Source organism: Ureibacillus massiliensis 4400831 = CIP 108448 = CCUG 49529, from assembly GCF_000772965.1.
Classification (GTDB): Bacteria; Bacillota; Bacilli; order Bacillales_A; family Planococcaceae; genus Ureibacillus; species Ureibacillus massiliensis.
The window spans coordinates 35860-49889 of sequence record NZ_JPVQ01000004.1; the positions used below are offsets into that span (position 1 = coordinate 35860).

General features: G+C 34.2%; 14 protein-coding genes. 11 read left to right on the forward strand and 3 right to left on the reverse strand.

Annotated elements, in window-relative coordinates:
• Positions 1-37: 37 nt before the first annotated feature.
• The 5 genes from CD30_RS03840 (at position 38) to corA (ending at position 5302) form a co-directional block, all read left to right on the forward strand.
• Positions 38-607 carry a nucleoside/nucleotide kinase family protein gene (locus CD30_RS03840; protein ID WP_036172661.1) on the forward strand — a complete coding sequence of 190 codons (570 nt, stop codon included), beginning with the start codon at positions 38-40 and terminating at the stop codon, positions 605-607.
• A gap of 414 nt (positions 608-1021) precedes the next feature.
• Complete coding sequence (locus tag CD30_RS03845; RefSeq protein WP_036172662.1) at positions 1022-2020, forward strand: ABC transporter substrate-binding protein; 999 nt, start codon at positions 1022-1024, stop codon at positions 2018-2020.
• Between the two features lie 59 nt (positions 2021-2079).
• Positions 2080-2940 (forward strand): ABC transporter permease, encoded by an 861-nt coding sequence (locus CD30_RS03850; protein ID WP_036172663.1) that lies wholly within the window; start codon positions 2080-2082, stop codon positions 2938-2940.
• Positions 2937-4169, forward strand: a complete 1233-nt coding sequence (locus CD30_RS03855) for a quaternary amine ABC transporter ATP-binding protein (RefSeq protein WP_036172665.1) — start codon at positions 2937-2939, stop codon at positions 4167-4169. The genes CD30_RS03850 and CD30_RS03855 overlap by 4 nt, the downstream gene beginning before the upstream one ends.
• Positions 4170-4339: 170 nt before the next feature.
• Entirely contained in the window at positions 4340-5302 is a 963-nt protein-coding gene (corA, locus tag CD30_RS03860) for a magnesium/cobalt transporter CorA (RefSeq protein WP_036172667.1), read from the forward strand.
• Between the two features lie 113 nt (positions 5303-5415).
• On the opposite strand, the gene CD30_RS03865 is transcribed toward corA, so the two are convergent.
• From CD30_RS03865 to CD30_RS03875, 3 genes are all read right to left on the reverse strand, one after another.
• The gene (locus CD30_RS03865; protein ID WP_052126035.1) at positions 5416-5658 is read right to left on the reverse strand and encodes a YqhV family protein; all 243 of its coding nucleotides are present in this window, start codon (positions 5656-5658) and stop codon (positions 5416-5418) included.
• 359 nt (positions 5659-6017) lie between these two features.
• On the reverse strand, positions 6018-6584 hold the full coding sequence (locus CD30_RS03870; RefSeq protein WP_036172671.1) for a flavodoxin family protein: 567 nt from the start codon (positions 6582-6584) through the stop codon (positions 6018-6020).
• 93 nt (positions 6585-6677) lie between these two features.
• Complete coding sequence (locus CD30_RS03875) at positions 6678-6905, reverse strand: hypothetical protein (protein ID WP_036172673.1); 228 nt, start codon at positions 6903-6905, stop codon at positions 6678-6680.
• 156 nt (positions 6906-7061) lie between these two features.
• Between CD30_RS03875 and CD30_RS03880 the strand changes: the two genes are divergently transcribed.
• The 6 genes from CD30_RS03880 (at position 7062) to CD30_RS03900 (ending at position 14009) form a co-directional block, all read left to right on the forward strand.
• Positions 7062-7562 carry a pyridoxamine 5'-phosphate oxidase family protein gene (locus tag CD30_RS03880; protein WP_036172675.1) on the forward strand — a complete coding sequence of 167 codons (501 nt, stop codon included), beginning with the start codon at positions 7062-7064 and terminating at the stop codon, positions 7560-7562.
• Between the two features lie 370 nt (positions 7563-7932).
• Positions 7933-9084, forward strand: coding sequence for an MGDG synthase family glycosyltransferase (locus tag CD30_RS03885; protein WP_036172677.1), 1152 nt, complete (start codon positions 7933-7935; stop codon positions 9082-9084).
• 3 nt (positions 9085-9087) lie between these two features.
• The gene (locus tag CD30_RS03890) at positions 9088-10260 is read left to right on the forward strand and encodes an MFS transporter (protein ID WP_036172679.1); all 1173 of its coding nucleotides are present in this window, start codon (positions 9088-9090) and stop codon (positions 10258-10260) included.
• Positions 10261-10425: 165 nt separating this feature from the next.
• Complete coding sequence (locus CD30_RS19715) at positions 10426-10596, forward strand: YpzG family protein (RefSeq protein ID WP_084077633.1); 171 nt, start codon at positions 10426-10428, stop codon at positions 10594-10596.
• Between the two features lie 471 nt (positions 10597-11067).
• On the forward strand, positions 11068-12288 hold the full coding sequence (locus CD30_RS03895) for an MFS transporter (protein WP_036172681.1): 1221 nt from the start codon (positions 11068-11070) through the stop codon (positions 12286-12288).
• A gap of 146 nt (positions 12289-12434) precedes the next feature.
• The gene (locus CD30_RS03900) at positions 12435-14009 is read left to right on the forward strand and encodes a BCCT family transporter (RefSeq protein WP_036172683.1); all 1575 of its coding nucleotides are present in this window, start codon (positions 12435-12437) and stop codon (positions 14007-14009) included.
• Positions 14010-14030: the final 21 nt, after the last annotated feature.

A 14030-nucleotide genomic window follows, 5' to 3' on the forward strand; every position in this document is an offset into this window, starting at 1 on the left:
GGATAGTAGAAAACTCGATTAAATTGAGGTGTACAACATGGGTAAACTAATTGTATTAACAGGTCTTGATGGTAGCGGTACAAGTACTGTAGCTGAACATTTACATATGGCAGATTCAGGTTCTACTAAGCTCAAATCACCACCTTTTCCATTCTCGACAAATCGCCATGAGTTGGATGAAAAATTGTATAGTGTATCACCAGCATCCCATTATTTATACTATTTAGCTTCAAATGTCTATTTATCAGAGCTTATCAATGACACAATGAGTAAAAAAGATGGCAACGTCTATTGTGTGCGATACTTTATTGATACAGTCGTATCACATCGTGCAAAAGGTGTGGATGTGGCTTACGAATATGAGACAAATTTATATTCCATTCGTAAACCAGACTACATTTTCTATCTGGATGTTGAGGAAGAAGAGCGTCAAAAACGTTTAAATTTAAGAGGAAGAGGCTTCTTAGATAATCAATTAGACGACAAAGAACTATTAAATCGTTTCTTAAAAGAATTTAATAGTTTGGAAGGCGAGTTTATCCGTATTTCAACAACAAATCGAAATATTGATGAAATCGTGCAAGAAATACAAAGCTACATAAAATAATTTAATACAACACCAATGATGCTCCCTGAACTTTAGGTGAGCATTTTTATTTATTTTCATTACTTCGAACAATTCTGGCATAACAAATTACAAAACGAAAATATGTTGTTGAAAAGGACACATTAAATAAACAATAAACAAAAAATCATCTACAGAAAATTGATTTTTTCCTATTATCGAAAAGTTTTTTATTATGTTAGAAAAATAAAGCGAATTGTTTAATAGTTTATAAACTTGATAATTTTCAGAAATTGATGTATCATAGATGACTATAAATTGGGAGCTCATTTTTCTGAAAATTGCATCTAAGTGAATTTTGCTCAAAAGTGCAGCATTATTCTAGAAAACATAATGAAAGAGAGGTGTTATAGGAGCATCTAATTTAAAAAAATGAATAAAGGGGATCAAAAGTTTATGAAAAAAATTATTTTTACGTGTTTATTATTTGCGGTATTTCTCATAACCGCCTGTGGTAATAGCGAGGAGAACGCAAATAGCATTGATGTAATTAAGTTTGCAGATGCCGGGTGGGATAGTATAAGAGTCCATAATAGTATTGCACAAACTATTATTGAGGAAGGCTATGGCTACGAGACTGAGGTTACAAATGGTACAACCGCCGCTACAATGCAGGCACTTCAGCAAGGAGATATCAATGTTTATATGGAAGTATGGACAGATAATGTAAAAGATATCTATGAAGAGATGCTTGAAAAAGGCGATATTGTTACATTAGCAACAAATTTTGCTGATAATACACAAGGATTATATGTTCCAACTTACGTGATAGAAGGCGATGCAGAAAGAGGTATTGAACCAGTTGCACCAGACTTAAAAACGGTTCAAGACCTAGAAAAGTATCCGCAAATTTTCCAAGACCCAGAAGATAGCAGTAAAGGGCGTGTAATCGGTGCGCCATCGAGTTGGGCAGTTAGTGAACACTTGGAGACGAAACTTGAAACATATGGACTTGACGAATATTACAATTACTTAGCACCGGGTTCGGATGCTGCCATCGTTGCAGAATTAGCTGGTGCATACCAAAAAGGAGAGCCATGGGTAGGTTATTATTGGTCGCCGACATGGGTTACGGCTTCTTACGATTTAACATTGCTTGAAGACAATCCTTACGAAGCAGAAACATGGGAAAGTACAAAAGGAACTGAATTCCCGCCAAACGATGTTGTCATTTCTGTTCATAAGGATTTTCCTAATCAAGCTAGTGAAGTAGCAGAGTTTTTAAGCAACTATAAATCTAGTAACGCAGCAACAGAAGAAATGCTGAAGTATATGGGTGAAAATGAGTTAGACCCTGATGAGACGGCCGAGTGGTGGTTAAAGGAGAATGAAGCTATTTGGACTGAATGGGTACCAGAGGAAGTAGCTGAAAAAGTGAAAGCTTCTCTTCAATAATAGTTAACCAAACTCCAAAATGTGAGGTGAATAGACTGCGATAAAGGCAGTCTGTAAAAATGGACGATTTTTTTAATATTCGAATACCAATCGGAGATGGTGTTGCAGCATTTATTGATTTTTTAGCAAATAATTTTGAACGTTTCTTTGATTTCATATTTGTCATCGCATCTTCGTTAATTAAGTGGTTAGAATCTGGACTATTAGCAATACCATGGTGGATTTTTATTGTAATTGTCTTTGCCATAGGCTGGTATTTTAAAAGTTTATATAGTGGGGTACTCTATGCCTTTTTCATGTTTTTAATAGGGACCTTTGAACTTTGGCCGGAAACCATTACGACCATATCCGTTGTTTTAATATCTGTAGTGTTGTCTCTTTTAATAGGGATTCCATTAGGGATCGGTATGGCCTTTAGCAAAGCTATGTCAGTTATAATGCGGCCAATTCTTGACGCAATGCAAACAATGCCAAGTTTTGTATATCTTATTCCTGTCATCTTTTTCTTCCCATTAGGAAATGTCCCAGCAGTAATTGCTACGATCATTTATGCACTTCCTCCTGTCATCCGTTTAACAGAGCTAGGATTACGCAATGTTGATAAGGAAGTAATTGAATCAGCTCAATCTTTTGGATCTTCTCATTTCCAAATGCTTATGAAAGTTCAACTGCCACAAGCATTGCCGACAATTATGGCAGGGGTCAATCAAACTACTATGATGGCCTTAGCAATGGCTGTTGTCGGGTCTATGGTTGGGGCGCAAGGATTAGGAGAGCGGGTATTATACGCTATTAACCGAATTGATATATCTTTAGGTTTTGAAGCAGGGATTAGTATTGTATTTTTAGCAATCATTATTGATCGAGTTACAGATGGCATTGCGGATCGTCTTCAAAGACAAAGGAGGAATTTCGCATGACATTAAAAATAAAGATTGATAGTGTCACTAAAATATTCGGCCCAAGACCAAAAAAGGTAATTCCTTTAGTAGAAAAAGGAATGCCTAAAGACGAAATCTTGAAAAAGACAGGTCATACAGTGGGGGTTTTCAATGCCTCAATGGAGGTTATGGAAGGTGAAACCTTTGTCATTATGGGGCTGTCGGGAAGTGGTAAGTCTACCTTAATTCGCTGCTTGAATTTATTAAATAAGCCAACTTCAGGTGCCATCTATGTTGATGGAGAAAATATTGTTGAGTATAACCGCACTCAATTAAAAGAATTCCGTCAGAAAAAAATCGCTATGGTATTTCAGCATTTTGGTTTATTTAGTCATCGTACAGTATTAGAGAACATTGCATATGGCCTTGAAATTCGCGGTTTAACGAAAGAAGAGCGCTATAACATTGCTCAAAAACAGCTGGAAATTGTCGGGCTCAAGGGTTATGAGCATAAGTTTCCAGACGAACTTTCTGGTGGTATGAGACAACGAGTTGGTATTGCAAGGGCTCTTGCAAATGATCCAGACATATTACTAATGGATGAGCCGTTTAGTGCCCTTGACCCGCTGATTCGTAGAGAAATGCAATTGGAATTACTCGACCTACAAAATCGTCTTAAAAAAACGATTATCTTTATTACCCATGATGTAAACGAAGCGTTTAGAATCGGCGATCGAGTTGCCGTTATGAAGGATGGAATGGTTGAACAAATTGGAACCCCTGAAGAAATTTTAGAGGAACCTGCAAATGACTATATTACAGACTTCATACGTGATATTGATCGATCCAAGATTTTAAAGGCAGAAAATATCATGGTGAATCCATACGGGCTTGTATCGCTAGAAGAAGGTCTAAATGTTGCCGTAAAAGTCATGCGCGAGAATGGCATTTCCAGTGCCTTTGTCACAAATCGAAATCGACAGCTACAAGGAATGATTACGATAGACAGAGCCATTGATGGAATAAAACAGAAAAAAGCACTGGTGGACGTGTTATCTACAAACGTTAAAACTGTCCGTCCAGAAGACTATGTACAAGACATTATTCAATATGCGTTAGAGTCAAAATATCCTCTAGTGGTCGTAAATGAAGAGGAAGAGATACAGGGCATTATCTTAAGAGTACATGTACTTGCAAGTTTAATTAGTGATAACACGGTGGAAAATGAAGAAATAGAAGCCGTTAAGGAAGTTGAAGTAATCAATTAAAAGTCTTAGTTAGTCAAAATAAAAGAGTATCAAAAACCTCATATGGAATTTGATACTCTTTTATTGATTCTAAGAGTTGTCCAAATAATTGATGCGTAAAAGACACCTCTTCAACAAATAATAAGCTTTATAAGAATTGAAATAATTATAAAAAAGAAGGAAGTAAAATTATGATCAATTTCATTGGTATAACAAATGAAGATCATCTTGAAAAAAACACGTTCACCACAAACATCGACTTAATGTCCTTTAAATGGTATTGGGTGGATTTTAGTGAACCAACAGAGGATGAAATTAAGCTTTTATCTGATACTTTTCATTTTCATCCATTAGCCATCGAGGACTGTGTACAAGAATTTCAACGCTCAAAATTAGATTACTACAGGGAGTATACATTTTTTGTCACACATACGGTTCATGAAGAAGAAAACGATATAATTAAAGATGAAGTAGACTTTTTTATAAGCGAAAAATACATCGTTACATTTCATAAAAATCCTTCTATTGAAGTGAATAAAGTTTGGAGTATGTTATTAGCTCAAGAAAGGCTTGAAAAATGGGATCCATATTATGTATTTTATGAAGTACTGGATAAAATCGTCGATAATTATTTCCCAATCGTCTATAAAATAGAAGATGAGTTAGAATCCATGATAAAAAGAACTGAAAATAAATCAATGAATCAATTAATGGATGAATTATTCGAGACGAGAAATATGCTTTTAAATCTACTGCATATCGTTAATCCGATGCGTGATTTGCTTTATCGGATGTTAAATTCGCATCATTTGAATTTGAACCGAATTGAAGAAAGAAAAGAATACTTTAATGATATATATGACCATTTGCTAAAGCTATCTGAGATGGTCATGACAAATCGAGAGGTAACGGCAGATATTCGAGATAGTTATTTATCTTTAAACTCTCATCAAACGAACAATGTGATGAAAATGCTAACGATTATTACATCTATTTTTGCACCCTTAACATTTATCGCCGGTATTTACGGAATGAATTTTGAAAACATCCCAGAGTTAACATGGGAATACGGCTACTTTTTATCACTAGGTTTAATGGGGTTTATAGGTGTAGCGATGCTGCTTTGGTTTTGGCGTAGAGGTTGGTTTAAGTGATTGATATTATTGGCGAATGAATGTTAGCTTTGGAAGACTTAGGTCGCACAGTATTTTGCCGAAATCGAACATAAAATCACGAATCCAACACATAAATCTAAAATTATACAAAATTACTTCATTCGCATACTGATTAAAATTAGAACAATACCACTAAATAAACAAATAATTTTCCCGAGGGATATACGATCACCTAGTCCTGCTACACCTATACTTGTTGTAATAATCATTGCTGTAGGTCCGACTAAAGCAAGCATCGTATTAATTGTTAAAGCCTTTTCTAAGCTCTGAAATTTATACATGAGTCCTGCAGCTGCAATATCAATACTTCCTGATAAAATACGTAATAATACCATATATAACAATGCACTTCCCAAAGGATTAACCTCCACTTTCTCAGTTTAAACTTAACAAAGTGTATGATTGTCCAATAGAAATTATTATATAAAATGGGAATTTACAATATAACCTTAATAAACCATTTATACAAAGACAAAACGCCAGTTGTAGAATGTCTAAACGGCCATTACAATAGAGTTTTCGCTTTTAAACAACAATCAATCTGTTAGTAAAATACACTATACTCACAATCTTGTTTACTTTGTTCCTTTTGTTTTCCCATTTATATAGAGAAAATAGGCCATATAGAATACTTTTTACAGAATAAAACCTTTAACTCCTGAAATGAAAAGTTAAAGGTTTTTATATGACGATATTAACTTTGCTCCCTAGATTGTATGAGCTTCTTAATTTGCTCATTCATTAATCGAGCTTGGGATAAAGCGACTTTATCCTGCAAAATTTCCTTGGGCTTACTCGCTCTTCCTATTACATATCCCGTAAAAGGCATATTTAAAAAATCAAACGTATATTTAAACTGCTGAATCAATGGTAAACCTTTAATTCGGGGATTATCTCCACCAACTGCAACGACAAACGTCTCAACTGTTTTAAGATGTTCCTTTAAATTTGGATACCGTTGATCTCGAATGGCTTGACTAATACGGTCAATCATATTTTTCATCAGGCCTGTTGCACTATACCAATAAATTGGCGTAGAAAAAACAAGCATATCGCTTTCCAAAATCGCATCTAGGATTAAATCATAATCATCATCTACAATAGGAAACCCTTCTTCTGTATGACGCATATCCTCAATAGGTTTAATCGTTAAATCCTTTAAATATACCTTTCTAACATTTATGTTTTCTAAAAGCACATCCGTTAAAACTTCCGTATTTCCATTTGGCCGAGAGCTACCAATAAATGCAACAATCTTCATATTACCCTCCTTTTTCAGTTATGAAATAGGTTAGATTAGAAAAAAAGATGTACATATATAAAATCTATGTACATCTTTTTCGATTAAGTAATCTTAAATTTTGTTAACTAATGCATGTAATGTTTCTTTTAAGTCTGCATCATGATCAGAAAGTTCAATTAAATTTGCTACACGTTCTTTAACAATGTGGCGTTCTAAAACTTGTTTTTCATCTAGAACATTAATAATTAACTGAAGAATTAAACGATCACGAATAACTAAAGCTTCTTCTAAACGCTCTGGCACTACTTTTGCATCTAATTTTTGTACTTTGCTTCCCATTAACCTAACCCCCTACAATTAATCAAGACAATTTTATCATAATTTAAGAAATTTAGAAATATCAACAACCAACATATGTAAATGAAAAAATTTCGAAAATAGAAAGGAAATTAAAAGATGTATTTAGAATATATATTTATAAAGGAGATGGGATTTATGAAAGGGATAATGAACAATAAAAAAAGAGAATTCTCAGTAGAAGATACAGAGCATTTTTTAATGAAGGCGCAAGTGGCACATGTTGCAAGTGTCGGGGAAGACGGATATCCATATGTTATTCCGTTTGTATACGTATATGAAGGTGGATCTAAACTATATATACATATAGGGAACTTGAGAGAAAGTCACTTTTGGACAAACGTTAAAAATAATCAAAAAGTATCTGTTGAAGTTTGTGAAATGGGGCAAATCATTCCGGGGAAAAAATATGCTTGTCAATCTGCATTAGCATATACGAGTGTCGTCATTTTTGGGACGATTCAACATATAACAGAGGATTCAAAGAAAGAATGGTTCTATGATCAGCTTTGGAAAAAATATGGAGACCCTAATTGGCAATTCGAAAAGGGTGGCTATCCAGCACTTCCGAAAACAGAACTCTTTGAAATTGAAATTGAAAAAATGACTGGAAAATATAGTGAAGCTTTTAGCCATTAAAAGTTAGAGATGAGAGGGTTCAACTGTTACCTAGCAGTTAAGCGCTCTCATTTTATATGTTATTTTAAAATAATGAGGGCTAGAATTTTGAATATTTATCCATCGCAGTATAATATCAGTTAGTAAGATAAATTTTAATGGGTGAAATGATGTTTGGTGAATGGTACACTTATAAAAAAGTACTATACTTAAAATGCATTTATCACATATAATAAAGAATTATAAGATGCATTTACCTTTATTTTGAAAATAGGGGGTAGTTTTGCAAATCTTAATCTTAAACTTAATGTTTATTTTATAATTGGTTAATAATTGCAATGTATTCTTTTATAGATATATATTTTAACGAAGGTGATAAAAGGTGACAAACATGACATGGAACCCGAAGATCTTGTTATTAACAGGTAGCTATGGCAATGGTCATTTAAAGGTGACAAAAACCTTAAAAGATATGTTCTTGAAACTAGGGGTGGATCAAGACAATATAGTGGAGTCCGATTTATACTTAGCCTCCCATCCTATCCTAACGAAGGCTTCCAAATATTTATATATTAAAAGTTTTACTTATGGTAAAAAGATTTACGGTTTCCTTTATTATGGAGGAAGTAAAAATAAGAGGATTGTATCGTATGATTTCCTAAATAAATACGGTATGAGTACCATGAAACAACTCGTTGATGAAGTAAAGCCTGATATTATTGTCAATACGTTTCCGATGTTAGTTGTACCTGAATTCAGAAAGAGAACAGGTGCACAAATCCCGATTGTTCATGTAGTTACTGATTACTATGCACATAAAAATTGGATTCACGAAGAGGTTGACCGATATTATGTAGCAACGGAACAGTTGAAATGTGACTTAATGAATCAAGGTTTTTCATGTGAACAAATAAAGGTTTCGGGTATTCCAATCGACTCGATTTTTGAGGAAGAGTACGATAAACAAGCGTTATTTGATGCATATCAATTAGATAGCAGTCGTCCCGTTGTATTAATTGCTGCTGGTGCTTATGGTGTTTTAAAAGATTTTGATGAAACAATGAATAAATTGTTAGATGGAAATCGAAATCAGATAATGGTTGTTTGTGGTAAGAACGAAGAGTTGAAAAATACTTTGGAAACAAGGTTTGCCGGAAATAAAAACGTAGTGATTTTTGGCTATACGAATAAAATGGATGAGTTAATGAAAATGGCTACTGTGATGGTGACAAAGCCAGGTGGCATTACTTTAAGTGAAGCATTGGCTGTTCAGGTGCCATTAATTCTGTATCGTCCAGTTCCTGGTCAGGAAAAAGAAAATGCTCTTTTCTTTGAAAGTAAAGGCGCAGCAATCCAAGTAGAGCGTCCATCACTCTTACTAGGAAGTATCCTAAATTTATTAGAAGATGAAAAGTTACGTCTCAGCATGAAAAAGAGTATGAAAGCTCTATACAACGAAAATTCTTCAGAGGTAATATGTCAGGATGTTTTAGACATCGCTTTATACTCTGATAAAGAAAAAATGAACAGGATAATTGTGTAATTTATGAAATCTATTAAATATGAATTCTATCTACTAATTATTCCATTAGTATTAGTTGAATTTGTTAGAGGTGCTTATGTAATAAGTTATCTTCCAAGTTTAACCATTAATCCAATTGGAATATCATTAGCGATTGTCGGAGTAGCAATTTCAATTCACTTTATAGGTGATACATTTGCAAATTTTGTCATGGGATATATTATAGAAAACTTAGGTAGTAATCGGGTACTCCATTTAAGCTTTTTTGTATTAACAGCAAGTTTAAGCATGTTTACTTTATGGCCTAATAGCTTTACATTGATTATCAGTGCTCTATTTTCAGGTATTGCGTCATGTCCGATATGGATTTACTTGCTAACGAAAGCAGCAGGAGAAAAAAGAGGGCAACGAATTAGTGTCGTTTATCTTGGTTGGTTGCTTGGTCTAGGCTCGGGCTACGTTACGTTGAACTATTTAATGCAGTTTAATATAGATAATTTATTATGGTTACTTCCAGGGTTAACAATAGTAGCGTGGCTCATGTATACTATCGTGAATACTGGAAATATTTGTGTGGAAAAGATAGACGTTAAAAAACAGTGGAATATTACAAAAGAGCTAGTAAGTAAAAGTAAAGTCGTTGTACCAGGTATCCTTTTCCAAGGGATTGGAATGGGGATGCTAATACCGATTCTCCCTGTTTTTGCAAAGAATGATTTACATCTTACAACAAATCAGTACACATTATTAATATTAATAGGTGGAGCGAGCCTAGTAGTAGCGCTGTTTCCACTTGGTAAATTGGTTGATAATATTCAGAATAAGATCATTCTGTGTATCATTGGATTTGTCATTTTTGCTACTGCATTATTTGCGCTTGGAACAAAGCCAGGTTTAGCAGTGATTATTACAGTTGTAGTTGTTTTAGGGGTGTTTTACGCGCTATTTTTACCAGCTTGGAATTCCTTTGTTGCAGCATATATCCCAGAATCATTAAAAGCGGTGGGATGGGGTATTTTCTCAAGCATCCAAGGTCTGGGTGTAATGATTGGTCCTGCAATTGGAAGTGTCCTAGCTGACTCTTATCAAACATTAACAACGATTCAAGGTAGTGCTACTATTTTTGGAATAGCTGCTTTATTCTACTTCTTTTATTTGTTAAAAAACCAAAAGAAAGAGATTAAGGCAAACGGATAATAAAACTAGCTTGTTGAAAAATACAAGCTAGTTTTATTTTTCTCAAAGATAATAACGTTATGCATGATAAATGATATATTCTTTACGTTGGATTTTAAATTAAGATGAATAAGTTAGTATTGATTACTCATACTAAAATCGGTTTCACAAAGGAATCCAATAATGATGAGAGGTGAGCTGCACTTGAGTGGTCCAGGAGATTTCAATCCAAAAGCTCAAAAGCTAAGCCGAAACTGGTCTAAGCCGAAGCTGCAAAAATCTCTAGTAAATGGTAAAACAGAGGTTCCTCTGAATACCCAAATACTGAGAATAAATGCGAAAGCAAGACACTGGTAACATCATTTAGGATTTTGTGAATCACTAATTCACTTTATCCGATATGAATTCAGGAGGGATTGTCATGAACTACCCGCCGAAGCACCTTCAAGAAAAGCATACATCTCACTAATTCAAAAAATTGAATCTTGAGACTTTGTAAATTGAGGGTGAGGTAATCATGGAGGATGAGTGAGAATGGCCCGGAATTTATTTTCCGGGTCTTTTAAATTTTTCATTGAGGGAAATATCTCTACATATGGATAATATTTTTTGCACTTATTATTTCGTAGGAAATAATTTTAGAAGCGAAATAAACTTTACACGAAAAGTGAAACTTAATCGTCTATATAACGTACTAATATTGGTTGGAAGCTCATTAACGTTTAAATGAGTTGTGTTTTATTGTTTTTTATATTCTTCTTTGGTATCACTAGATTAGTAAAAAAAGAGAGTATTTAAGCATATCAAGAATATCATTTGGAGGTCTCAATGCTAACAGAACAGCAATCAAGGAAAATCTTTGCTAACCGAATAGTGTTAGCCATAATGGCGTCAAACGTTTTGCTACAGCTCGGTATTTGGATTAGAAACTTTGCAATCCTACTGTATGTTACGGAAATAACAAACAATGACCCTATTTATATATCCTTAATATCCGTAGCGGAATTTGCGCCAATTTTTATCTTTTCGTTTATTGGAGGGACGTTTGCAGATAGATGGAAACCAAAGCTCACAATGGTTTGGTGTGACTTCCTATCCGCTGTATCAATTTTTGTTGTACTCATAACTTTATTTTATGGATCTTGGTATATGATTTTCCTTGCGACATTGGTTTCTGCAATTTTATCTCAATTCTCTATGCCGTCAGCAATGAGGTTGTTTAAACAGCATGTTCCAGGAAGTGAACTTCAATCAGTTATGGCGATGTTCCAATCGTTAATGGCCATCTTTATGGTAATTGGTCCGGTAATTGGAACACTAATATATCAAAAATACGGTATTTATATTTCCATCGGTATTATGGGCGTAATGTTTTTATGTTCAGCACTTGTCTTATTATTTTTACCGAAGGATATTGAAAATGAGAAAAATGTTCAAGCTAATTTTAAACAAGAGCTTATTGACGGGTTCAAGTATGTATTATCTAGTAGAATTTTAAAAGCAATGGGAATAATCTTTGCAGTTTGTGGTTTGGCAGTAGGGATTGTTCAACCATTGGCTATTTTTATAGCGATTGAAAACTTAGGGATGACAAAAGAGTTTTTACAATGGTTGCTAATGGCAAGTGGTATCGGAATGTTGCTTGGTGGTGCAATTATTTTTTCTTTATCAAAGAAAATTTCGCCACAAGTACTATTAATGATCGGGATTTCAGTCAGTATGATAGGTACTATCATTATTGGTTACTCAACTAATGTTGTGTTAACGATTATTTTACAGTTTATCAATGGTTTGTTCCTACCTTGTATTCAAATTGGGATTAATACTTTAATTTTAAAAAATACAGAAACTGCATTTATTGGTCGGGTAAATGGAGTACTGTCACCAATGTTTATGGGAACTATGGTTATTGGTATGTCCATTTCAGGAATGCTTAAAATTCCACTAACACTTTCTGGAATATATCTTTTATCTGGAGTATTATTCCTAATTGGTGTATTATTTATTATTCCGATATTAAAGTTAAAAGAAGAACCAAAACTTGAGTGAACGATTGATGAATTTTAGTATGTTATAATTATTTGTCAACAACAGGAGCCTGGGCTTTAATTACTGGGCTCTTTTTTTACATATCCCACATAACAATTTTTCTTACGCATGATAATGAATGGAATAGTAAAATATAAACTTAAGTTATGTTAGGAGTGTATGAAGTGAAGAATATCTTGAAAAATCCTGTATTTTCCGTATCGGCAATAGTCATCGCAATTTTAGTTGCAATAGGAGCAATTGTTCCTAAAAAATTCGGTGAAGTCGCAACATATGTATTTAATTTAACCACGACTTATTTCTCTTGGTTTTACTTACTTACCGTATTTATTATCATTTTATTTTTACTATTTTTAGCTATTAGTAAATTTGGTTCAATCCGTTTGGGAGGCAACGAAGCAAGACCTGAGTTTTCTTTTATTACATGGATTTCTATGTTGTTCTCAGCAGGTCTAGGAGTAGGGCTTGTCTTTTGGGGTGTTGCAGAACCAATGAGTCATTTCTTTACTGCACCTACAGAAAATGTTGAGCCATTAACAGCAGAGGGTGCACGTCTTGCGATGGGGTATTCATTTTTCCATTGGGGCATTAGTCAATGGTCCGTTTACACGTTAATGGGTCTCGTAATGTGTTATATGCAATTTAATAAAAAGAAGGATTTATTAATCTCTACATCATTAGAACCGATTACAGGATCGAAAAAAGGCATAAAAAATACGATTGATATTTTTGCTGTTATAGCAACTGTAATGGGTGTAGCGACTTCTATTGGACTAGGTGTTCTCCAAACGAATGGCGGTTTAAATGCAGTTTTCGGCTTACCAGTCCATTTTGGAGTACAAATAGCAATTATTGCGGTTATGTTTGTTGGTTACATGCTTTCATCAACAACTGGTTTACAGAAAGGGATAAAAATTCTCAGTAACGTAAATATGGGTTTAGCCATTCTTTTATTAGCCTTTGTATTTATCATGGGGCCAACTGTGTTTATTCTCGAATCCTTTACATTAGCAATTGGCGATTATATTACTCATTTTGTGGAATACAGCTTGAGACTGGAACCGTATAGACATGGATCATGGGTAAAGGATTGGACAGTCTTTTATTGGGCATGGGCAATCGCCTGGTCACCTTTCGTTGGGGCTTTTATTGCACGAGTATCGAGGGGAAGAACAATACGAGAATTTATTATCGGGGTTCTGATAGTCCCACCTGTTATTTCGTGTTTTTGGATTGCGACATTCGGTGGAACAGCTATTTGGTTAGATTTATATAAAGAAACAGATATTGCAACATTAGTGAATAAAGACATTACTGTGGCACTTTTTGAAACCTTAAATAATTTACCGCTAGCAACAATTGCATCTATCATAGGAATTGTATTAATTTTCACATTCCTAGTTACTTCAGCGGATTCAGCAACATTTATCATGGCAAGTATGACGTCAAAAGGCTCCATGTCCCCTACAGTTGTTACAAAGCTAACTTGGGGGGTATTGATGGCAGCAATTTCAGCAGTGTTACTATATGCTGGTGGTTTAGATGCATTACAAACAGCATCATTAATAGCAGCCCTACCATTTGCGATCATTTTATTATTGCTTGGAATTACAATGTGGAAGATGCTAAAACATGAAATAATCCCAATAAAGAAAAGTGATATTAAGCGACTTAAGAGAATGCGGGAAGTTATTGAAAAGGAAAATAACAATAAACAATAATGAAAGAAGGAGCAGTTTATG